Origin of the sequence: Streptomyces sp. NPDC047315, from assembly GCF_040643215.1 — a bacterium.
In the GTDB taxonomy this organism is placed as follows: Bacteria; Actinomycetota; Actinomycetes; order Streptomycetales; family Streptomycetaceae; genus Streptomyces.
On record NZ_JBEYTZ010000002.1, the window covers coordinates 345,714 to 367,429 of the forward strand.

Annotated in this window: 22 protein-coding genes and 1 rRNA gene; 7 read left to right on the forward strand and 16 right to left on the reverse strand. The window is 71.5% G+C overall.

The genetic code is table 11. From position 1 onward, the window contains the following. Positions 1-20 precede the first annotated feature (20 nt). On the forward strand, positions 21-752 hold the full coding sequence (locus ABZ842_RS03540; protein ID WP_361530987.1) for a chitinase: 732 nt from the start codon (positions 21-23) through the stop codon (positions 750-752). Between the two features lie 275 nt (positions 753-1,027). After that, positions 1,028-1,945 (forward strand): glycoside hydrolase family 19 protein, encoded by a 918-nt coding sequence (locus ABZ842_RS03545; RefSeq protein ID WP_361530887.1) that lies wholly within the window; start codon positions 1,028-1,030, stop codon positions 1,943-1,945. A 125-nt stretch (positions 1,946-2,070) separates the two neighbouring features. On the opposite strand, the gene ABZ842_RS03550 is transcribed toward ABZ842_RS03545, so the two are convergent. The 3 genes from ABZ842_RS03550 to ABZ842_RS03560 form a co-directional block, all read right to left on the reverse strand. Further along, positions 2,071-2,937 (reverse strand): NAD(P)H-binding protein, encoded by an 867-nt coding sequence (locus tag ABZ842_RS03550; protein WP_361530890.1) that lies wholly within the window; start codon positions 2,935-2,937, stop codon positions 2,071-2,073. A gap of 114 nt (positions 2,938-3,051) precedes the next feature. Next, entirely contained in the window at positions 3,052-4,041 is a 990-nt protein-coding gene (hemB, locus tag ABZ842_RS03555; protein ID WP_361530893.1) for a porphobilinogen synthase, read from the reverse strand. 30 nt (positions 4,042-4,071) lie between these two features. After that, the gene (locus ABZ842_RS03560) at positions 4,072-4,626 is read right to left on the reverse strand and encodes a DinB family protein (RefSeq protein ID WP_361530896.1); all 555 of its coding nucleotides are present in this window, start codon (positions 4,624-4,626) and stop codon (positions 4,072-4,074) included. Positions 4,627-4,794: 168 nt separating this feature from the next. Here ABZ842_RS03560 and ABZ842_RS03565 point away from each other — a divergent pair, with 168 nt between their 5' ends. Both ABZ842_RS03565 and ABZ842_RS03570 read left to right on the forward strand, forming a co-directional pair. Beyond that, positions 4,795-5,028, forward strand: a complete 234-nt coding sequence (locus tag ABZ842_RS03565) for a hypothetical protein (protein WP_361530899.1) — start codon at positions 4,795-4,797, stop codon at positions 5,026-5,028. A gap of 52 nt (positions 5,029-5,080) precedes the next feature. Further along, positions 5,081-5,305 carry a hypothetical protein gene (locus tag ABZ842_RS03570; protein ID WP_361530902.1) on the forward strand — a complete coding sequence of 75 codons (225 nt, stop codon included), beginning with the start codon at positions 5,081-5,083 and terminating at the stop codon, positions 5,303-5,305. Positions 5,306-5,624: 319 nt separating this feature from the next. Here the strand turns inward: ABZ842_RS03570 and ABZ842_RS03575 are convergent, their stop codons facing one another. The 5 genes from ABZ842_RS03575 to ABZ842_RS03595 all read right to left on the reverse strand — a co-directional run bounded on the left by ABZ842_RS03575 (position 5,625) and on the right by ABZ842_RS03595 (position 11,602). After that, on the reverse strand, positions 5,625-7,295 hold the full coding sequence (locus tag ABZ842_RS03575) for a uroporphyrinogen-III synthase (protein WP_361530905.1): 1,671 nt from the start codon (positions 7,293-7,295) through the stop codon (positions 5,625-5,627). Next, on the reverse strand, positions 7,292-8,251 hold the full coding sequence (hemC, locus tag ABZ842_RS03580; protein WP_361530908.1) for a hydroxymethylbilane synthase: 960 nt from the start codon (positions 8,249-8,251) through the stop codon (positions 7,292-7,294). The genes ABZ842_RS03575 and hemC overlap by 4 nt, the downstream gene beginning before the upstream one ends. Further along, the gene (locus ABZ842_RS03585; RefSeq protein ID WP_361530911.1) at positions 8,248-9,942 is read right to left on the reverse strand and encodes a glutamyl-tRNA reductase; all 1,695 of its coding nucleotides are present in this window, start codon (positions 9,940-9,942) and stop codon (positions 8,248-8,250) included. The genes hemC and ABZ842_RS03585 overlap by 4 nt, the downstream gene beginning before the upstream one ends. Continuing rightward, entirely contained in the window at positions 9,939-10,736 is a 798-nt protein-coding gene (locus ABZ842_RS03590; RefSeq protein WP_361530914.1) for a redox-sensing transcriptional repressor Rex, read from the reverse strand. Before ABZ842_RS03590 ends, ABZ842_RS03585 begins: the two co-directional genes overlap by 4 nt. Before the next feature lie 590 nt (positions 10,737-11,326). Next, positions 11,327-11,602 carry a glutaredoxin family protein gene (locus ABZ842_RS03595; protein WP_361530917.1) on the reverse strand — a complete coding sequence of 92 codons (276 nt, stop codon included), beginning with the start codon at positions 11,600-11,602 and terminating at the stop codon, positions 11,327-11,329. A gap of 98 nt (positions 11,603-11,700) precedes the next feature. Here ABZ842_RS03595 and ABZ842_RS03600 point away from each other — a divergent pair, with 98 nt between their 5' ends. The 3 genes from ABZ842_RS03600 (at position 11,701) to ABZ842_RS03610 (ending at position 15,418) form a co-directional block, all read left to right on the forward strand. Beyond that, positions 11,701-12,669 carry an HAD-IB family hydrolase gene (locus tag ABZ842_RS03600; protein WP_361530920.1) on the forward strand — a complete coding sequence of 323 codons (969 nt, stop codon included), beginning with the start codon at positions 11,701-11,703 and terminating at the stop codon, positions 12,667-12,669. 374 nt (positions 12,670-13,043) lie between these two features. Further along, positions 13,044-13,901, forward strand: coding sequence for an ECF subfamily RNA polymerase sigma factor, BldN family (locus ABZ842_RS03605; RefSeq protein WP_361530923.1), 858 nt, complete (start codon positions 13,044-13,046; stop codon positions 13,899-13,901). A gap of 293 nt (positions 13,902-14,194) precedes the next feature. After that, entirely contained in the window at positions 14,195-15,418 is a 1,224-nt protein-coding gene (locus tag ABZ842_RS03610) for a DUF5667 domain-containing protein (protein WP_361530926.1), read from the forward strand. A gap of 100 nt (positions 15,419-15,518) precedes the next feature. Here ABZ842_RS03610 and ABZ842_RS03615 read toward each other — a convergent pair whose 3' ends face one another. The 8 genes from ABZ842_RS03615 to rrf all read right to left on the reverse strand — a co-directional run bounded on the left by ABZ842_RS03615 (position 15,519) and on the right by rrf (position 21,559). Then, on the reverse strand, positions 15,519-16,619 hold the full coding sequence (locus ABZ842_RS03615; protein ID WP_361530929.1) for a lysophospholipid acyltransferase family protein: 1,101 nt from the start codon (positions 16,617-16,619) through the stop codon (positions 15,519-15,521). A 34-nt stretch (positions 16,620-16,653) separates the two neighbouring features. Continuing rightward, a complete protein-coding gene (locus tag ABZ842_RS03620; RefSeq protein ID WP_361530932.1) occupies positions 16,654-17,739 on the reverse strand; it encodes an NAD-dependent epimerase/dehydratase family protein in 1,086 nt (361 codons plus the stop codon). 273 nt (positions 17,740-18,012) lie between these two features. Continuing rightward, entirely contained in the window at positions 18,013-18,111 is a 99-nt protein-coding gene (locus ABZ842_RS03625; RefSeq protein WP_003948845.1) for an AURKAIP1/COX24 domain-containing protein, read from the reverse strand. A gap of 143 nt (positions 18,112-18,254) precedes the next feature. Further along, positions 18,255-18,467 carry a helix-turn-helix domain-containing protein gene (locus tag ABZ842_RS03630; RefSeq protein ID WP_003958488.1) on the reverse strand — a complete coding sequence of 71 codons (213 nt, stop codon included), beginning with the start codon at positions 18,465-18,467 and terminating at the stop codon, positions 18,255-18,257. Between the two features lie 128 nt (positions 18,468-18,595). Beyond that, a complete protein-coding gene (locus ABZ842_RS03635) occupies positions 18,596-19,411 on the reverse strand; it encodes a phosphatase (protein ID WP_361530936.1) in 816 nt (271 codons plus the stop codon). A gap of 103 nt (positions 19,412-19,514) precedes the next feature. Beyond that, the gene (locus tag ABZ842_RS03640) at positions 19,515-20,690 is read right to left on the reverse strand and encodes an acetoin utilization protein AcuC (protein WP_361530939.1); all 1,176 of its coding nucleotides are present in this window, start codon (positions 20,688-20,690) and stop codon (positions 19,515-19,517) included. Between the two features lie 18 nt (positions 20,691-20,708). Further along, a complete protein-coding gene (locus tag ABZ842_RS03645; protein WP_361530942.1) occupies positions 20,709-21,359 on the reverse strand; it encodes an HAD family hydrolase in 651 nt (216 codons plus the stop codon). A gap of 83 nt (positions 21,360-21,442) precedes the next feature. Continuing rightward, a 5S ribosomal RNA gene (gene rrf / locus ABZ842_RS03650) occupies positions 21,443-21,559 on the reverse strand. Between the last annotated feature and the right edge of the window lie 157 nt (positions 21,560-21,716).

A 21,716-nucleotide genomic window follows, 5' to 3' on the forward strand; every position in this document is an offset into this window, starting at 1 on the left:
CCCAGCGCACTCGCCGCCGCATCAAGACGTTCGTCGTCGCCCTCACCGCAGCCACCGGACTCGCCGCGGCCGGTCTCGCCCCCGCCGCGGCCCCGGCGGTCGCCGTCGGCCACGGCGACGCCCGGGCCTTCGCGGCGTTCGTCGTCACCGAGGCCCAGTTCAACCAGATGTTCCCGAACCGGAACTCGTTCTACACGTACTCCGGCCTGACGAACGCCCTCGGCGCCTACCCGGGCTTCGCGAACACCGGCACCGACACGGTGAAGAAGCAGGAGGCCGCGGCCTTCCTCGCGAACGTCAGCCACGAGACCGGCGGCCTCGTCCACATCGTCGAGCAGAACCAGGCCAACTACCCGCACTACTGCGACCCGAGCAAGCCCTACGGCTGCCCCGCCGGCCAGGCCGCGTACTACGGCCGCGGCCCGCTCCAGCTCAGCTGGAACTACAACTACAAGGCCGCCGGCGACGCCCTCGGCATCGACCTGCTGAACGACCCGTGGCGGGTGCAGAACGACGCCACCGTGTCGTGGAAGTCGGCGCTCTGGTACTGGAACACCCAGAGCGGTCCCGGCACCATGACCCCGCACGACGCGATGGTGGACCAGCGCGGCTTCGGCGAGACGATCCGCTCCATCAACGGCTCGGTCGAGTGCAACGGCGGCAACCCGGCGCAGGTCCAGAGTCGCGTCGACACCTACACCCGCTTCACCGGGCTCCTCGGCGTCCCGACCGGCAGCAACCTGTACTGCTGACCCCTCGTACGCAGGGCGGGGCCGCGTCGCGCGGCCCCGCCTTCGCCTCTACGAAGGTGCGCCAACATGCCCTTTAAATAGGGGAGTTGCCGGACGAAGCACACAACCGAGACCCCGTCGGACAATCACGGTGATCGATTGGTCTATACCTTGACGCGGACTCACCAAAGACGGTTCAGTGTGAGCACCACCCCCCACCACGGCAGCCCCGGACACCCCCCACGAGCCCCCACGCTCCACTCCGGGAACGGCCGTTGACGCACGAAGGAGGACTCGTGCTCACACTGCGCACGCGCGAGCGCGTCAAGGCACTGATCGTCGCCCTCACCGCGGCCACCGGACTCGCAGCGGCGAGCCTCGTGCCGACCGCGTCCCCCGCGGCAGCGGCGGACGAGAAGTGCACCAACGCCCCCAACTGGCAGCAGGGCGTGTCGTATTCCGCCGGCAACGTTGTCAAGTACCGGGACGGGAAGTACTACATCGCCGAGCACGCCAACCCGGGCTACGACCCCACCGTGAGCACCTGGTACTGGGACCCGTACAACTGCAACGGCGGCGGCAACCCGAACCCGGGTGCCTTCGTCGTGAGCGAGGCCCAGTTCAACCAGATGTTCCCGAACCGGAACTCGTTCTACACGTACTCCGGTCTGAAGGCCGCGCTCAGCGCCTACCCGGGCTTCGCGAACACCGGCAGCGACACGGTGAAGAAGCAGGAGGCCGCGGCGTTCCTCGCGAACGTCAGCCACGAGACCGGCGGCCTCGTCCACATCGTGGAGCAGAACCAGGCCAACTACCCGCACTACTGCGACCGGACGCAGCCCTACGGCTGCCCGGCCGGCCAGGCGGCCTACTACGGTCGCGGGCCGATCCAGCTCAGCTGGAACTTCAACTACAAGGCCGCGGGCGACGCCCTGGGCATCGACCTGCTGAACAACCCCTGGCAGGTCCAGAACAACGCGGCCGTGGCCTGGAAGACGGCCCTGTGGTACTGGAACACCCAGAGCGGACCGGGCACCATGACGGGCCACTCCGCGATGGTGAACCAGCGCGGCTTCGGCGAGACGATCCGCTCCATCAACGGCACGCTGGAGTGCAACGGCGGCAACCCGGCGCAGGTGCAGAGCCGGGTGAACAAGTACACCCAGTTCACCGGGCTCCTCGGGGTGCCGACCGGTAGCAACCTGTACTGCTGAGCCAGCTGTACAGCTGAGTCAGCGGCGGGCAACCGCCGCGACCACCACGAACACCGCGGGCCGGGGACGATCTCCCCGGCCCGCGGCCGTGTGCGATACCGCCCCGGCGGGGCGCCGGTCAGCAGTCAGCGGAAGTCGGCCACGTGGTCCCGCGCCCACTCGGCGAAGGTCCGCCCGGGCTTCCCGATCGCGTCCCGCAGGCTGGTCAGCTCGCCGTACGAGGTGACGTCGAAGTCTTCCTCCGCGTCGGGGTCGGCCGGATTGCCGTCGTAGTCGGTGTAGCCGAGCATGAAGTCCGCCACCTCGGGCGGGAAGCCGACCTCCGTGATGTAGCGCTCCCGCGCCTCCTCCCGGCTGATCTCCACCAGTGCGACCTCCTCGCCGAGCGCCGCCGCGATGGCCGCCACCTGTTCGCGGCGGCTGCTCGTCTCGGGGCCGTGCAGCGTGTACGCCGCGCCCGCGTGGCCGTCCTCCAGCAGCGCGGCGACCGCCACGTCCGCGATGTCGCGCTCGTGCACCGGCGCCCACGCGCCGTCCGGGAAGGGCTCCCGCACCAGCCGCTCCGCCCGGATCGACGCCCCCCACAGCGAGACCTTGTTGCCCATGAACTCGCCCGGGCGCACGTGCGTCCACTCCAGGCCCGACTCCTCCACCGCCCGCTCCACGGGGGTGTGGTGGGTGGTGTCGGAGCCGTCCGTCACGGCGGCGGAGGACAGCACGACGACGCGCCGCACCCCCGCGTCCTTCGCCAGGGCCACGACCTCGCCGGCCGTGTCCGGGTGCGGGAAGAGGTACAACCGCTCCACGCCCTCCAGCGCCGGCCGCAGGGTCTCGGGCCGCGCCAGGTCCCCCGCCACCACCTCGACGGCTTCGGGGAAGTCGGCCGCGGCCGGGTTCCGGGTCAACACCCGTACCTCCACGCCCCGTTCCACCAGTGCTCGCGTGACGTGCCGCCCCACGCTGCCGGTCGCCCCGGTCACCAGGATCTTCATGTCTCGCCCCTCCACGCCATGGCCGTACACCGTACGCAGTACACGTCGAGAGTACAGCGTACGCAGACGGGTGCGCACATGGTTTAGACCGGGGCCTGCCCGGGGCGGGCGGGGTCAGAGCTTGCGCGCGGCCTCCGTCGCCCAGTACGTGAGGATCATCTTCGCCCCGGCGCGCCGGATGCCGGTCAGCGTCTCCAGGATCGCCGCGTCCCGGTCGATCCAGCCCTTCTCCGCAGCGGCCTCGACCATCGAGTACTCCCCGCTGATCTGGTACGCGGCCACCGGCACGTCCGCCACGTCGGCGACCCTCGCCAGCACGTCCAGGTACGGCCCGGCCGGCTTCACCATCACCATGTCGGCGCCCTCCTCCAGGTCGAGCGCCAGCTCGCGCATCGACTCCCGGACGTTCGCCGGATCCTGCTGGTACGTCTTGCGGTCGCCGCGCAGCGAGGAGCCGACGGCCTCCCGGAAGGGCCCGTAGAAGGCCGAGGAGTACTTCACGGCGTACGCGAGGATCGACACGTCCTCCTTGCCGATGGTGTCCAGCGCTTCCCTGGCCACGCCGACCTGGCCGTCCATCATCCCGCTCGCCCCCAGGACGTGGACGCCCGCGTCCGCCTGGACCTGCGCCATCTCGGCGTACCGCTCCAGCGTCGCGTCGTTGTCGACCCGCCCCTCGGCGTCCAGCACGCCGCAGTGCCCGTGGTCCGTGTACTCGTCCAGGCACAGGTCGGACATGATGACCAGGTCGTCCCCGACCTCGGCCCGCACGTCCCGGATCGCCACCTGGAGGATGCCATCCGGGTCGGTCCCCGCGGTCCCGACCGCGTCCTTCTTCCCGTCCTCCGGCACCCCGAAGAGCATGATCCCGCCGACCCCGGCCTGCCGCGCCTCCACGGCCGCCTTCCGCAGGGTGTCCCGGGTGTGCTGCACGACGCCCGGCATCGCCTTGATCGGCATCGGCTCGTCGATCCCCTCGCGGACGAACGCCGGGAGGATCAGATCGGCCGGGTGCAGCCGGGTCTCGGCGACCATGCGGCGCAGGGCGGGGGTGGTCCGCAGCCGCCTCGGCCGGGACCCGGGGAAGGAACCGTAGCTAGTCATGTCCCCCACGCTACGCCCCGCGCCACGGTGCTATCCCACGGCCCGGCGCAGGCGTGCGGTCACCCCGATCTCGGACACGTTCTTCGCCAGCTCGAAGTTCACCCACGCCGCCACGTCGACCAGCTTCAGCCCCTCGGCCCAGGTCAGACCGTAGACCTGATCCGGCGAGTCCAGCTCCTCGTCGGTGAGCTGCACCAGCTCGGCCCGCCACTCGTCCCGCAGCCCCCGCAGCCACGCGACGACCTCCTCGGCACGCCCGGGCCAGACGATCTCCTGCCGCTCGACCTCGACGGACGCGAAGCAGTGCCGGTGGGTCGCCGTCCACCAGAAGCCGATGTGCCAGGCGATCCAGGCGATGGACGTGGTGGGCGCGGGATCGGGCTCGGGCACCTGCCAGTCAGAGACCCACTTCCCCTGCGCGTCCTGCCGCACGTTCCACGCGCCGGGCGCCGGCTCCCAGAAGAGGGCGTCGTCGTCGAGGTCGACGAGGTAGTGCTCGAACAGGGACCAGATGAGATCGAGCTGCGAAACGAGGAGCCGGCCGCGTTCGGAAGGCGACTGCGTGGAAGTCGAAGCTGTTGTCATCGCCCGACCCTCACACCCCGCCCGCCCCACCAGCAACCCGTTTTGGTTGAGGCCCCCGCCCCCGCGTGCTTCCATCGTGGGAGGGCCCCGACCCCACTGACACCAGGTCAGTTCCGCGTCGGGAGCGGCTACTTGTCTTCCACTCCACATCACGTCATGGAGGCGAACATGGCCGTTTTCACCGACGGAACCACCTTCCGCAGCACCGCCGACTTCGACAGCGTCGGCGAGCGCGGATACGTACAGATCAGCTTCTCCATCGCCCACACGCCGCTGTACCCCGTGCCGCCGGAGGTCAACCCGGTCGACATCGCCAACGCGATCAGCGCGGTGATCCAGGCGGCGGGCTACCGCAGGGCGGTCTTCAGCGGCCCGCAGGTCGAGGCCGTCCTGAACCCGTAGTCCCCCGGGGACCCCGCCCCACGCCACGACGCTCTCCAGAGGAGAATCAACCATGTCTCACGAGTACGAGTTCCGCGGCAACACCATGCACACGAACCCCAGCACCCCGGGCTCGCTCAGCTTCACCTTCACGATCGTCGACGTCCCCATGGAGCCCACGACCCCGCGGGTCACCCCGCTGGAGGTCGCCAACGCCATCAACGCGATCGCCGAAGCGAAGGGCTACGAAAAGGTCCTCTTCACGGGCCCGGGCCCCCGGGTCCCCGTGAACCCGTAGCCCCGTCAGGGCCGCCGAACGGCGCGATAGCGCCGTGACGCCTGTGCAGTGATGGCGTCGCGGCCCGTCTGTGGCCCGTCTGTGGTTGCTCGCGCGGTTCCGCCCCCCGTGCCCTGCGGGCACGGGGGGACCCCAGCGCCCCTAAAACTCCCTCCCCCAGCCCGCAGACGAATGACGGGGGCAGCGAAACAGGGGCGCGGGGAACTGCGCGAGAACCACCCACCGGCCCGGTGGAGACCAACGCACCCCCAGGCGCAACGGCGCACACGTCAAAGGGGCCCGCGGGGGCAACCACCCCCGCGAGCCCCCACGCCCACCGTCAGGTGGAGCGGCGGCGCCGGCCGCCCGGGCGGCGCTCGCTCGGGCGGGTCACGTGCTCGCCCGCCTCAACCGCCGCGTCCCGCCGCCCCGCACCGAACTCCGCCAGCGCCTCCGCCAGCCGGTGCACCGACGGCTCGGGCGACAGCACGTCCACCCGCAGCCCGTGCTCCTCCGCCGTCTTCGCCGTCGCCGGCCCGATGCACGCGATCACCGTCACGTTGTGCGGCTTGCCCGCGATCCCGACCAGGTTCCGCACCGTGGACGACGAGGTGAAGAGCACCGCGTCGAACCCGCCGCCCTTGATCGCCTCGCGCGTCTCCGCCGGCGGCGGCGACGCCCGCACGGTCCGGTACGCCGTGACGTCGTCCACCTCCCAGCCCAGCTCGATGAGCCCGGCGACCAGCGTCTCCGTGGCGATGTCGGCCCGCGGCAGGAAGACCCGGTCGATCGGGTCGAAGACGGGGTCGTACGGGGGCCAGTCCTCCAGCAGGCCCGCGGCCGACTGCTCCCCGCTCGGCACCAGGTCGGGCTTGACGCCGAAGTCCACCAGCGCCTTCGCGGTCTGCTCGCCCACCGCCGCGACCTTGATCCCGGCGAAGGCGCGCGCGTCCAGCCCGTACTCCTCGAACTTCTCGCGCACCGCCTTGACCGCGTTCACCGAGGTGAAGGCGATCCACTCGTACCGCCCGGTCACGAGCCCCTTGACCGCGCGCTCCATCTGCTGCGGGGTCCGCGGCGGCTCGACCGCGATCGTCGGCACCTCGTGCGGCACCGCGCCGTACGAACGGAGCTGGTCGGAGAGGGAGGCGGCCTGCTCCTTGGTGCGCGGCACCAGCACCTTCCACCCGAAGAGCGGCTTGGACTCGAACCACGCGAGCTGGTCCCGCTGCGCCGCCGCGCTGCGCTCGCCGACCACGGCTATCACCGGCCGGTGACCCTCGGGCGACGGCAGCACCTTGCCCTGCTTGAAGGTCTGCGCGATGGTGCCGAGCGTGGCGCTCCAGGTGCGCTGCCGGGTCGTCGTCCCGGCGACCGTCACGGTCAGCGGGGTGTCCGGCTTGCGGCCCGCGGCCACCAGCTCGCCCGCCGCCGCGGCGACCGCGTCCAGCGTGGTGGAGACGACCACGGTGCAGTCGCTCGTACCGACCTCGGACCAGCAGCGCTCGCTCGCGGTGCGGGCGTCGACGAAGCGCACGTCCGCACCCTGCGCGTCCCGCAGCGGAACGCCCGCGTACGCCGGCACCCCCACCGCGGCGGCGATGCCCGGCACGACCTCGAAGGGAACACCCTCCGCGGCGCAGGCCAGCATCTCCCGCCCGGCGTCGGCGTCCAGCCCCGGATCGCCGCTGACCGCACGGACGACCCGCTTTCCGCTGCGCGCGGCCTCCATGACAAGATTGACCGCGTCCCTGAGTACGGGGATTCCGGCGGCTGTTGATGCATCGTCAACGACCGTCAGCTCAGGCGTGCTGACGCCTGCCCGCGCATGGCCGCGAACGACGTCGAGCACATCCGGCTCGGCGATCACCACATCGGCACCCGCGAGCGCGTCGACGGCGCGCAGGGTCAGCAGCCCGGGGTCACCGGGTCCGGCTCCGAGGAAAGTGACGTGCCCGTTGGCCGAGTTGGCCGAGTCGTACGCCGAGGTCGGGTTGGTGGTGGGGCTCAAGACGCTCGCTCCCCCATAAGACCGGCCGCACCCTTGGCGAGCATCTCGGACGCGAGTTCGCGACCGAGCGCGACGGCGTCGCCGTGCGACATGGGTACGGGACCGGTGGTGGACAGCTGCACCAGCTCGGAGCCGTCGGTGGTGCCGACGACGCCCCGCAGGCGCATTTCAGTGACAGCCTGTCCGTCGCCCAACAGGTCGGCGAGCGCACCAACGGGTGCGCTGCAGCCGGCCTCCAGGGCGGCGAGCAGGGAACGCTCGGCGGTCACGGCGGCCCGGGTCTCCGGGTCGTCGAGCTCGGCGAGTCGGGCGGCGAGCTCCACGTTCTGCGCGGTGCACTCGATCGCCAGGGCCCCCTGGCCGGGGGCGGGCAGGACGGAGTCGACCGAGAGGAAGTCGGTCACCTCGGAACTCCTGCCGATGCGGTTCAATCCGGCCGCGGCGAGTACCACCGCGTCCAGCTCCCCGCTGTGCACGTATCCGATGCGGGTGTCGACGTTGCCCCGGATCGGCACGGTCTCCACGCGGGTGTTGCGCTCCCGCGCGTACGCGTTCAGCTGCGCCATCCTGCGCGGCGAGCCGGTGCCCACCCGTGCGCCGGCGGGCAGCTGCTCGAAGGTGAGCCCGTCCCGGGCGACCAGCACGTCGCGCGGGTCCTCGCGCGGCGGCACCGCGGCGATGACCAGCTCCTCGGGCTGGGTGGTGGGGAGGTCCTTCAGCGAGTGAACGGCGAAGTCCACGTCCCCCGCGGCCAGCGCCTCGCGCAGCGCGGCCACGAAGACGCCCGTGCCGCCGATCTGCGCCAGGTGCTCACGGGAGGTGTCGCCGTACGTGGTGATCTCCACCAGCTCGACGGGTCGGCCGGTGATCCGGCGCACCTCCTGCGCCACCAGCCCCGACTGGGCCATGGCGAGCTTGCTCTTCCTGGTCCCGAGCCTCAGTGCCCTCTCGGTCATCGTCGTCCTCGGTTCTTCACAGTCTCGGCGCTCTCGGCGACCGCGTCATTCGTGTCGTTCGTGTCGTTCGTGTCGGCCCGGCTGACCGATGCCACCGTCTCCGGGTCGAGGTCGAACAGCGTCCGCAGGGCGTCGGCGTACCCGGCGCCGCCGGGCTCGCTCGCCAGCTGCTTCACCCGCACCGTGGGAGCGTGCAGGAGCTTGTCGACCACCCGGTGCACGGTCTGTTTGATCTCCCCGCGCTGCTTGTCGTCGAGCCCGCTGAGCCGGCCTTCCAGCCGGGCCATCTCGCCGGCGACCACGTCCGCGGCCATCGTGCGCAGGGCGACGACGGTGGGCGTGATGTGCGCGGCGCGCTGGGCGGCGCCGAAGGCCGCGACCTCGTCGGAGACGATGCCGCGCACCTGGTCGACGTCGGCGGCCATGGGCGCGTCGGCGGAGGCTTCGGCGAGGGATTCGATGTCCACCAGCCGTACGCCGGGGATCCGGTGGACGGCGTGGTCGATGTCGCGGGGCATGGCGAGGTCGAGCAGGGCGAGGCGGACGGGTCCGTCGGCGCCGGCCGCGGGGCGCCCGGCGGGCCGCTGGGACGTTCCGGCAGCCGCGGCGCCGGTCGCGTTGCCGGTCGCAGTACCGGTCGCGTTGTCCACCCAGACGCCGTGCTGGGTGAGGTCGGCGGCGCTGTGGGCCTCGTCGAGCCCGACCGGGCAGCCGCCGTCGGTGGCTGCGGGCGGCTCGGCGAGCCGGGTGCCCCGGTCCCGTACGCGGCCGTCGCGGGTGGCGGTCTCGGCGAGCCGGGCGACCAGGCTGCCGTCGGGCGCGCGCAGGGTGCCGACGGCGGCCGGGGCCGGCGTCTCGGGCACGGCGAGCGCCTCGGTGATCGCGTCGGCGGTCAGTACGAGACCGGTCGCGCCGGTACAGGACACCACCGCGCTCACACGTGTCAGTTCGGCGGCGACGTCCGTCATGGGCACCGCTCGGACCCGCTCGGCGCCGGCCTCCACGAGCGCGGCGGCCAGCCGCTCGGCGCGGTCCAGCGTGCGGTTGGCGATGGCCAGTTCGCGTACGCCGAGCCGGGCGAGGGTCGTCGCCGCGAGCGAGGACATCGAGCCGGCGCCGATCACGAGCACGCTCTTGTCGGCGGCCCAGTCGGTGACGGGCGTCCCGTCCGCGAGCTGCTCCAGGCCGAAGCTGACGAGGGACTGGCCGGCGCGGTCGATCCCGGTCTCGCTGTGGGCGCGCTTGCCGACCCGCAGGGCCTGCTGGAACAGGTCGTTGATCAGCCGTCCGGCGGTGTGCTGCTCCTGGCCGCGGGCGAGGGCGTCCTTGATCTGGCCGAGGACCTGCCCCTCGCCGACGACCATGGAGTCCAGCCCGCACGCCACCGAGAAGAGATGGTGGACGGCCCGGTCCTCGTAGTGCACGTAGAGGTACGGGGTGAGCTCGTCGAGGCCCACCTCGCTGTGGTGCGCCAGCAGCTGCGACAGCTCGGCGACGCCGGCGTGGAACTTCTCCACGTCCGCGTACAGCTCGATCCGGTTGCAGGTGGCGAGTACCGTCGCCTCGGCGGCGGGCTCGGTCGCCACGGTGTCCTGGACCAGCTTGACCTGGGCGTCCGCGGAGAGCGACGCCCGCTCCAGCACGCTGACGGGCGCGCTGCGGTGGCTCAGTCCGACGACGAGGAGACTCATGCCGGCATCACGGCGGGCATGTCCCCGTCAGGTCCCTTCCGGTCGGCGGCCTCGGCGCCCTGCACGGCCTCGGCGACCTGCGCGACCTCCGCGGCCCGTGCCGCGGCATCGAGCGCCGGCGCATCGGCGCCCTCGCCGGACTTCCGCTGCTCGTGGAAGGCGAGGATCTGCAACTCGATCGACAGGTCGACCTTGCGCACGTCGACGCCGTCCGGCACGGAGAGCACGGTGGGGGCGAAGTTCAAGATGGAGGTGACGCCGGCGGCGACGAGCCGGTCGCACACCTGCTGTGCGGCCCCCGCGGGCGTCGCGATGACACCGATCGACACACCGTTGTCGCTGATGATCTTCTCCAGCTCGTCGGTGTGCTGGACCGGAATCCCCGCGACGGGCTTGCCGGCCATCGCCGGGTCCGCGTCGATGAGCGCCGCGACCCGGAAGCCGCGGGAGGCGAACCCGCCGTAGTTGGCGAGCGCCGCGCCGAGGTTGCCGATGCCGACGATGACCACGGGCCAGTCCTGGGTCAGCCCCAGCTCGCGGGAGATCTGGTAGACGAGGTACTCCACGTCGTACCCGACGCCGCGGGTGCCGTAGGAGCCCAGGTACGAGAAGTCCTTGCGGAGCTTGGCGGAGTTGACCCCCGCCGCCGAGGCCAGTTCCTCGGAGGACACCGTGGGCACGGACCGCTCGGACAGAGCGGTCAGCGCCCGCAGGTACAGCGGAAGCCGGGCGACGGTGGCCTCGGGGATTCCTCGGCTACGGGTCGCCGGTCGGTGATTTCGGCCAGTTGCCACGGTGCTCCTGCGGGATGAGCGAAGCTCTAGGCGGCCGTGTGTCCCAGGACCGCCCCGTCGACAGCAGGCTATGTCTTTGTGAACGCGTGCACAAAGATTGTGTCCGATTTGTCCGAGCAAAGTGATCGGGGTCACGCGCATGGATCGCGCAGACCTGGAACCAGACGCCGCGTAGCTCCGTTGCGGGCCGGAAGGGCGCAAAGCCGCACACACTCCTCACGCGTCACCCCCGAGACGCTTCCACTCTGCCTCGCGATCCGCCCCAGCGATAGTGCCGTGCGCCACCACGCCACCGGGCCCCTCGCGCCCGCGGGGCGCAGTGCGCCGGGGTACCCCGCACGCCCTCCGGGCGCAGGTACGGCTCCGCAGCGTGCGCGGTCACGCCGTGATGAGTCCGTACCGATGGCACCTGCAGCCCGGTGGTGGGCTTGTCGCGCAGTTCCCCGCGCCCCTAAATGCCTCCGCCCTCAGCCCGCAGGCGAATGACGGGGGCAGCGAAACAGGGGCGCGGGGAACTGCGCGACAAGCCACCCACGGTCAGCAGAGAGCACCGCACCCGCAGGGAGACGGCGCCGTGAGCGACCTCACCGTCACTCCGCCAGAGCCCGCCGCAAGCGCTCCGCGTCCACGCGCCAGAACGTGTGCTGCTCCCCGTCCACCAACACCACCGGAATCTGCTCCCAGTACTCCCGGTGCAGCTCCTCGTCCTGCGTGATGTCCTTCTCCTCCCAGGCCGCCCCGGTCGCGCCGCACACCTCCTGGACCACCGCACGCGCGTCGTCGCACAGATGGCACCCGGGCTTCCCGATCAGCGTCACCACCCGCTCCTCGGCCTTCTTCTTCCTGCGTCGCAACAAAGGACTCATGCCTCCTATTGTCCGTGCCGCACGGGCGAACCCCACTGTTCACCCAGCCGCATCCCCGCAGGTCGGGAACTCCCGAACAGACTGGCTATGCTCGCGGTATGGCCGCACTGGGATGGCTCACCCCCCGAAGGCGCTCCGCGACCGCGCGCAGCGTGCTCGCCGGCGAGGCCGCGGCAGAAGCGGCCCGCAACGAGGCCGCGCAAGCAGAAGCCGAAGCGGAAGCAGAAGCCCAAACACCAGCACAAGAGGACGCGGCGCCCGCACAAGCAGACGCGCCGGAGTTCCCCGTCCCCGGCGACGCCCACGCCGCCGCCTTCTTCGACCTCGACAACACCGTCATGCAGGGCGCCGCCCTCTTCCACTTCGGCCGCGGCCTGTACAAGCGGAAGTTCTTCCAGCGCAGCGAGTTGTTCCGGTTCGCCTGGCAGCAGACGTGGTTCCGGCTCGCCGGCGTCGAGGACCCGGAGCACATGCAGGACGTCCGCGAGTCCGCCCTCTCCATCGTGCAGGGCCACCGCGTCTCCGAGCTGATGAGCATCGGCGAGGAGATCTACGACGAGTACATGGCCGACCGCATCTGGCCCGGCACCCGCGCCCTCGCCCAGGCCCACCTGGACGCTGGCCAGAAGGTCTGGCTCGTCACCGCCGCCCCCGTCGAGACCGCGACGATCATCGCCCGCCGCCTCGGCCTGACCGGCGCGCTCGGCACGGTCGCCGAGTCCGTCGACGGCGTCTACACCGGCAAGCTCGTCGGCGAACCCCTGCACGGCCCCGCGAAGGCGGAGGCGGTGCGCGCCCTCGCCGCCGCCGAGGGCCTGGACCTCGCGCGCTGCGCGGCGTACAGCGATTCGCACAACGACATCCCGATGCTGTCGCTCGTGGGACATCCGTACGCGATCAATCCGGACACCAAGCTGCGCAAGCACGCGCGCGAACGCGACTGGCGCCTGCGCGACTACCGCACCGGCCGCAAGGCGGCCAAGGTCGGCATCCCGGCCGCCGCCGGCGTCGGCGCGCTCGCGGGCGGCACGGCCGCCGCCGTCGCCCTGCACCGCCGCCGCCGCTGACCTCGCACCGCCGTCGCTGACGGCGCACGCCCGCCCCCGCCCGCCGCTCCCTCACCACGGGGCGCACCCGGTCACGCCCCGACTGCGCCCGTCGCGCCTGTCGCGCAAACGAACACAACTGCGAACCCGACACACCCCATGGCTCGCCAGACGTCCCAATACGAACGTTTCCGATCACCAAACGCTCATATTCGGCTACCCGATCCGTCGTACAGGGGTAACAGAAGCGACGGAAACGATGATTTGAGCAACTGGGTGTAGCACTGCCTGTACGAAGCGTTATTCTCCTCAGACGCATACGAGACCCACCCGCCACCACGTTGGGTGAACGGTCCCGCACTGCACGTGATGGAAGCTCTGCCTCTGGGAGTCCCGTGTACCCACACGTCGGGGTTGACGCCTCGGGCCTGGCTACGCTCCGCGCAACGGTCTTCGACCACTTGCGCGGCTTCGTCCCCACCGCGTACGCCGTCCCCGCCCTCAGCATGCCCCGCCTTGCCACCGGCGGCCCCGCCGCCCCCTGCTACGCCCTGGCCGACGCCTACAAGGAGGGGCCGGCGCGCAGCGCCGTCGTCGAGGGGAAGCGGCCCGGTGGGGGCCGTGCGGTCGCCAGACGGAACAGCCGTAGCGCCGGCGGCGCTTCGACCGCCCCGTCGGGCGTCCGCCGCCCCAGCGCGGACAGCGACAGCGCCCGCATGATGGAACTGGTCGAACGCGCCCAAGCGGGCGAGGCCGAGGCGTTCGGACGCCTCTACGACCAGTACAGCGACACCGTGTACCGCTACATCTACTACCGCGTCGGCGGCAAGGCGACCGCCGAGGACCTCACCAGTGAGACGTTCCTGCGCGCACTGCGCCGCATCTCCACCTTCACCTGGCAGGGCCGCGACTTCGGCGCCTGGCTGGTGACGATCGCACGCAACCTGGTCGCCGACCACTTCAAGTCCAGCCGGTTCCGGCTGGAGGTCACCACCGGCGAGATGCTCGACGCCAACGAGGTCGAGCGCAGCCCGGAGGACTCCGTCCTGGAGTCCCTGTCCAACGCCGCGCTGCTCGAAGCCGTCCGCAAGCTCAACCCCCAGCAGCAGGAGTGCGTCACCCTGCGCTTCCTGCAGGGGCTCTCCGTGGCCGAAACGGCGCGGGTGATGGGCAAGAACGAGGGTGCGATCAAGACCCTCCAGTACCGTGCCGTACGCACCCTCGCCAGGCTCCTGCCCGAGGACGCCCGCTGAGCCGCCGCGCCGTCCGCCGTACCACCGCCCCCGGCGGCACCGCCGCCACCGCACCACGACCCCCCACTCGTCCCCCGACCCCAACTCACCTTCGGTGACGCCTCGATGACGCACTGGTCCGATCATCCTTCGCGCGTAACCCAAGTGCCGCGCCGCTCGTTGTGCGGGATGCAGGCTCCCTGTGGTCACGCCCTGCCCGCAGCCGCTCACTCCATCGAGTGGATGCGCGTAGATCGTGCAACCTTCCAGACCCCTTGGGGAGTCGACCGTCATGACGAGAGGAGGTGCCGCCAGTGATCGCGAACGTATCGGCCCACCGGCGGGCGAACGCCTTCGCCCAGGCCCTGGAAGACCAGGCGGCCAAGCAGCCGGAAGACGGCTCGGCCGAGTCGGCCGGTCCGGCCGGACCGGCCGAGCACGGGCGGCTGTTGACCCTGGCGACCGGCCTCGGCGAACTGCCGAAGCCGGAGCTGGACCCAGAGGTCAAGGTGGTGCAGCGGGCACAGCTCGTGGCCGCCATGGAAGCCATGTTCAAGGAGGGCACGGCGGGCGCTTCCGCGGGCGAGAAGTCCGCGGGCCCTACGGTGCCCGAGCAGCGGAAGTCCGGCCGCGGCGCCCATCGGGCATCCCCGTTCCGGAAGCTGCGGCCCCGTTCCCGCTGGTCCAAGGGCCTCGCGGCGGGCGGCTTGACCGTCGGTGTCGCCGCGGGAGCCTTCGGCGGAGTGGCCGCTGCCAGTTCCGACGCCCTCCCCGGTGATTCGCTGTACGGGCTGAAGCGCGGCATGGAGGACATCCGCCGCGGCATGGCCGACGGCGACTCCGACCGCGGCGAGCTCTACCTGGACCAGGCGTCCACCCGGCTCAGCGAGGCCCGCCGGCTGATGGAGCGGGGCCGGGGCGGCGACCTGGACCACGAGTCCCTCGGCGAGATCCGCCGGGCGCTCAACGGCATGCGGCACGACGCCACCGAGGCGCACCGCCTGCTGTCGGCGGCGTACGAACGGGACGGCACCCTCGGCCCCCTCCAGAAGCTGAACTCGTTCTCCAGCTCCCACCGCGAGACGTGGCTCGGCCTGCGGGACCGCCTCCCCCTCCAGCTCGCCGACGTCAGCAACGACGTGACCGACGTCTTCGACGCCATAGAGCAGGAAGTCAAGCCGCTCCAGGCCCTGCTGCCCGCTCCCCCGGAGCAGGGCCGCGGATCCGAGCGTCCCGACGCCTCGTCGCAGGACACCGCGGACACCCCCGCGGCCGACGGCCGCACCACCCCGTCAGCGCCCGGTGCCACACCGGGCAGCGGCGGCGACAGCAAGCCCCGCCCGTCGGAGCCCGGTTCCCGCACTCCGGAGGAGCAGGGCCTGCTCGGCGGCGCGGGGGACCTGCTCTCCCCGCCCTCGGGGGGCACGACGCCCACCCCCGGCAAGGACGCGGACGCGCCCAAGCCGGACATCACACTCCCGCCCCTGCTCCCGGGGCTCCTCCCGGGCCTGGGCCTGAGCGCCGAGGAAGACCGCTAGCGGTACGGGCACGGCAGAGGCAGAGGGGTGCGGCGCTGACTCCGGTCAGCACCGCACCCCTCTTCTCATGGCCGCCTGAAGTCATGAGGTCACGAGGTCTTCAGAAGAACACCGACCTCCGCTGCACCAGCAGCTTGTACAGGGTGTGCTGGATCTGCTCCCGCACCTGGTCCGTCAGGTTGAACATCAGCATCGGGTCCTCCGCCGCCTCGGCCGGATACCCGTCCGTCGGGATCGGCTCCCCGAACTGGATCGTCCACTTCGTCGGCAGCGGCACCGCGCCCAGCGGACCCAGCCAGGGGAACGTCGGCGTCATCGGGAAGTACGGCAGGCCCAACACCCGCGCCAGCGTCTTCGCGTTGCCGATCATCGGGTAGATCTCCTCCGCGCCCACGATCGAGCACGGCACGATCGGCGCCCCGGCCCGCAGCGCCGTCGACACGAAGCCGCCCCGCCCGAAGCGCTGCAGCTTGTAGCGGTCGCCGAAGGGCTTCCCGATGCCCTTGAAGCCCTCGGGCATCACCCCGACGACCTCGCCCCGCCGCAACAGCCGCTCCGCGTCCTCCGCGCACGCCAGCGTGTGCCCCGCCTTGCGCGCCAACTCGTTCACCACCGGCAGCACGAACACCAGGTCCGCCGCGAGCAGCCGCAGGTGTCGCTGCGCCGGGTGGTTGTCGTGCACGGCGACCTGCATCATCAGCCCGTCGAGCGGCAGCGTGCCGGAGTGGTTGGCCACCACCAGCGCACCGCCATCGGCGGGGATGTTCTCGACGCCCTTCACCTCGACCCGGAAGTACTTCTCGTACATCGGGCGCAGCAGCGTCATCAGGACCTGGTCGGTCAGCTCCTCGTCGTAGCCGAACTCGTCGACCTCGTACTCCCCGGTGACCCGGCGGCGCAGGAACGCGAGGCCGCTGGCGAGCCGCTGTTCCCAGCCGCCGCCCGCGTCCGGGCGCTGCGCGGGTCGCGGTGCGGGAGCCGCCCCGGCGGGCGGCTCCACGCCCGAAGCCTGCCCGGGCACGACCGCCTCCCGCCCGTCCGCTTCGCCGGCCGCGCGCACCGCGGCGGGCTCGGCCCGGCCGCGTCGACCGCCCCCGGCCCCGGCCGTGGTGCGTCGGCGCCCCGACCGCTGTCCGGCCGGTCGCTGCACGTTGCCGCGGGCACGGTCGTCGTCGAAGGGAATGACCTTGGCGTCCGCCATCGTCGGTGCGCTCCTCATCCGGATCCGGTGTCCATCATCCGGCGTCGCTCTGTGTCGGTACGTCGGGGGCGCGGCCCCCCGGGGCCGTCGGGGACGCCCCCAGCGCCTCCCCGACCCGGTCCACGGCCCGCGCGAGCGCCTGCGGCGGCACCAGGCCCTCGCCCCGGCTGCGGGCGAAGTCGGCGAAGGTCTCCGCGGTCGTGTACGCGGGCGTGAAGCCCAGGGTCCGGCGCATCTCGGTGGTGCTGACCACCCGTCCGTGCGTCAGCAGCCGGATCTGCTCCGGCGAGAAGTCCGTGACGCCCACCGTGCGCAGCGCCGACCCCACCCAGGTGACCGCGGGCAGCGGCACCGGCAGCGTGGGCCGGCCCAGTCGCCGCGCGCACTGCGACATCAGCAGCACTCCGTCGCCGGCGACGTTGAACGTGCCGCTGTTGAGCGTGGCCCGGCGCGGCTCGTGCAGCGCGATCCGCAACACGTCGACCACGTCGTCCTCGTGGACGAACTGGAGCCTGGGGTCGTAGCCGAAGACGGTCGGCAGCACCGGCAGCGAGAAGAACTCGGCGAGCGGGGAGTCCGCGCACGGTCCGAGGATGTTCGCGAACCGCAGCACGCACACGGCCACGTCCGGCCGGCGCCGCGCGAAGCCGCGGACGTACCCCTCGACCTCGACGGCGTCTTTGGCGAAGCCGCCGCTCGGCAGCGACTTGGGCGGGGTGGTCTCCCGGAAGACGGCGGGGTCGCGGGGAGCCGAGCCGTACACGCTCGTGCTGGACTTCACCACCAGCCGCTTGACCGTCGGCGACTTCTGGCAGGCGCCGAGGAGCTGCATCGTGCCGATGACGTTGGTCTCCTTGACGGACGTGCGTCCGCCGGCGCCCAGCGGCGTCCCGGTGACGTCCAGGTGGACGACCGTGTCGACGGCGTGCTCGGCCAGCACGCGCCCTATCGCGGGCTGCCTGACGTCGGCCCGGACGAACTGGGCGCCGCCGAGGTGGTGCTCGGGCACGACCGCGTCGACGCCGATGACCCGCTCCACCTCGGGATCGCGCTGGACGCGCCGCACGAGACGGCCCCCGAGCTGTCGGGCGACCCCGGTGACGAGCACGACCTTCCCCAAGATCAGCGCCTTCCCTCAAAACTGCTGTGTACGGGCCTGGTCCCGGCCTCAAACGTCACCGTAGCGGCTCACTGTTGCACTGTGACGTCCACGCGGCGCACTTTTACCGTGCCTGTGCCTCCCCGCGCCCTTGCCGCCCGCTGCCGCATCTGCCGCCCCGGACACCTCACCGGCCCCGAACGCACCGCGGCCCTCCCACCGAACGGTGAGAGGGCCGCGGCAACACGCGCAACACGTACGACACGTGCAGCCGTCGTAGAAGCCTTACTTCACTTACTTCTTGTTACGACGCTGAACGCGGGTGCGCTTGAGCAGCTTGCGGTGCTTCTTCTTGGCCATCCGCTTGCGCCGCTTCTTGATAACAGAGCCCACGACTACCCTCGCTCACTTCTCTTCACTCGGTGCGGGGCGTCTGGGCCCACACGACCTACGTCGGCCTAGCCTACCCGCCCGAGCTCCGAGCCCGTAATCCGAGGGCGCCGGCACGCTCCGCACCGCGCACCCGCAAACGAACGTCAAGCGGATTCCACCCCCACGAAGGACTCGCGGAGGTAGTCGTGCACCGCTTGCTCCGGTACCCGGAAGGACCTCCCCACCCGGATCGCCGGCAGATGCCCGCTGTGCACCAAGCGGTACACAGTCATCTTCGACACCCGCATCACCGAGGCGACTTCCGCCACGGTAAGGAACTTGACCTCGTTGAGAGGCCTCTCGCTGCCAGCAGCCATGACCCACCTGTACCTTCCGCACATGACGCCCACCGGCTTCCCCTCCGGTGACTCTTCGTCGCTGTGCGCTCACTCCCCAGACTAGGGGCGCGTGATACGAGTGGGGAAGAGGAGCAGCCAACGGCCGCCTACTGTGACAGACAGGCCCGATTGAGTACATAGCGCATGAGCGGCCGGTACGACTCCTCCGGCGCCGCGTCCTCCAGCGGGACCGCCACCGACACCCGCCCCTCGGCCTCCCCCACGAACACCGCGGGGTCGTCCACGTCGGCCAGCCCGATCGTGTCAAGACCCAGCTGACCTGCCCCGCAGACCCACCCGTGGTCCCCGACGACCAGGTCGGGCAGGGGTCCACCACCCTGCGCCAGACCCTCCAGGGCCGCCCGTACGGGCAGCGGGGAGTGGGTGTGTGCGCCGGTCACACCCACCGTTCCCCGCGCGCCTCCTTCCCGCACCAGCGCGACTCCCCTTACGTAGGCAAGGTTGTACGTGCGTACGCCGAACCGGGTCGTTATGTCGACACATCTGCCCTGCGCGGGGGTGAGGACGAGACAGCCTGCCGCCGACAAGGCGTCTGCGAGGCCGGCGTAGAACCCCAGCAGCCGTCCCGGATGTCCGGTTCCCAGGAGTACGGCACCGCGCCGCGCGGCCACCGCCGCCAGCCGCTCGGCGAAGGCGTCCAACGCGTCCAGGGTCCGCTCGGGGTCGATGAGATCCGGCCCGCTGACTCGGCAAAAATCGGCCGGAACACCGCACCTGTCCGCCATCAGCGCGAGCACGTCCCGTTCGTTCCACCGCCGCAGCGGCAGCAGTCCGAGGGTGACCCGCGGGTCGCGGGCGGCGAACTGCCGGTACCGCCGCAGGCTCTGCTCCCGCGTCGTGGCCACGGCGCCCGCCAGCCCGTCCGCGACCAACCGCGCCCGCAGTTCCGTGCGGCTCACCATCCGGGACCCACCATCCGGCGATGCTCCCGCACTCCGGGCCGCCGGGTCCCGGTTTCGCCCGCCCTGCCCACGATCGGTCGAACGCGCCAGGCTCGACCGACGGCTACGCCAGCAGGCCCCGCAGGGGGTACGCGGCCCGTCGCGTCGCCAGCACCGCCTGGTCCAGCCGGTCCGCCGGGTCGTACCCCGCGCTCCACTCGCGCCACCCGGGCGTCCGCCCGTCCGTCATGCGCAGCGGCCCCGGCTGCCGCGTCAGCGCGTACACCTGGTCCCGCCACTCCTGCGGCACCATCGACGTCGGGTCCACCGGGGCGTGGGCCGCGATGCCCACGAGGTGCGTCCACGACCGCGGTACGACGTCGACGACCGCGTATCCGCCGCCGCCGAGCGCGATCCACCGTCCGCCGTCGACGTGCTCGTGCGCGAGCTCGTGGCACGCCTCCTGCACCAGCCGCTGGGCGTCGAGCGAGACCGCGAGGTGCGCCAGCGGGTCCTCGAAGTGCGTGTCGGCGCCGTGCTGGGTCACCAGCACCTGGGGCCGGAAGTCGGCCAGCAGCTCCGGCACGACCGCGTGGAAGGCCCGCAGCCAACCCTCGTCGCCCGTTCCGCCCGGCAGCGCGACGTTGACCGCGCTGCCCTCGGCGGTGCCGGCGGCGCCCGTCTCCTCGGGCCATCCGGTGCCGGGGAACAGGAACCGGGGGTGTTCGTGCAGCGAGATCGTCAGCACCCGCGGATCGCCCCAGAACGCGGCCTGGACGCCGTCGCCGTGGTGCACGTCGACGTCGACGTACGCCACCCGCTCGGCGCCCAGCTCCAGCAGTCGGGCGATCGCCAGCGAAGCGTCGTTGTAGATGCAGAAGCCGGCCGCGGAGCCCGCCATCGCGTGGTGCAGCCCGCCGGCGAAGTTCACGGCGTGCGCCGCGTCCCCGCGCCACACCGCCTCGGCGGCGCCCACGGACTGCCCGGCGATCAGCGCCGACGCCTCGTGCATCCCGGCGAAGGCGGGGTCGTCCGTCGTCCCGAGCCCGTACGACTGGTCGGCGCCGCGGGGGTCGACGGAGGCCGCCTTCACCGCCGCCACGTAGTCCGCGCGGTGCACGAGCCCGAGGGTGGAGTCGCCGGCGGGCTGCGCGGCGACGACGTCCATCGCGCGGTCCAGCCCGTAGGCCCGCACCAACCCCATGGTCAGCGCGAGCCGTACGGGGTCCATCGGATGGCCGTCCCCGAAGTCGTACTTCGTTACCGCCTCGTCCCACATCAGCATTCCGCGGCCACTCATGCCCGCCACCGTATCGGCTCAGCCTGCGAGGACGAGCGCCGGCAGCTGCGCCATCGTGGCGAAGTGCCCCTTGGCCCCTTCGAGTTTCGCGGCCGGGGTCATCGCCGTGAACCCGTACACGTCCATCCCGGCCGCCAGTGCCGCCCGTACGCCGAGGACGCTGTCCTCGACCACGACGCACCGCCCTGGCTCGACGCCCATCTGTTCGGCGGCGTGCAGGAACAGGTCCGGTGCGGGCTTTCCGCGGCCGACGTCCTGCGCGCTGAAGACGATCGGCTCGGGGAACCAGGCGTCCAACCCGGTCGTACGGTGCCCGAACCGGATGCGTTCGTGGCTGCCGGACGACGCGAGGCAGTACGGCACCTCGCTGGCCACCAGCTCCTCCAGGACCTCGGTGACCCCGTCGACGGGCCGGAGCTCGTTCTCGAACGCGGCGAAGGTGCGGGCGTGCAGCGTCTCGTCGAAGTCCGCGGGCAGCCGCTGCCCGGTCCGCTCCAGCACGAGGTCGTGCACGCGGTGCACGGCGGCGCCCATGTAGTCGCGCAGCGAGTCCTCGTACGAGGTCGGGTGCCCCAGTTCCGTCAGGTACGCCGCGAGGACGGCGTTGGCGAGGGGTTCGCTGTCGACGAGCACACCGTCGTTGTCGAAGATCACCAGGTCATAGGTCATACGGCCAGCCTAAGCAGCCCGGGAACGCAAAAAAGCCGTGGCCCCCCGGGGATAAATCCCCAGGAGACCACGGCATAAAATTTGTTCGGCGGCGTCCTACTCTCCCACAGGGTCCCCCCTGCAGTACCATCGGCGCTGTGAGGCTTAGCTTCCGGGTTCGGAATGTAACCGGGCGTTTCCCTCACGCTATAACCACCGAAACACTACGAAACCAACAACCCCGGACATAGACACGGGTTTGATTGTTCGTGGTTTCAGAACCAACACAGTGGACGCGAGCAAATATGGACAAGCCCTCGGCCTATTAGTACCAGTCACCTCCACCGGTTACCCGGCTTCCAGATCTGGCCTATCAAC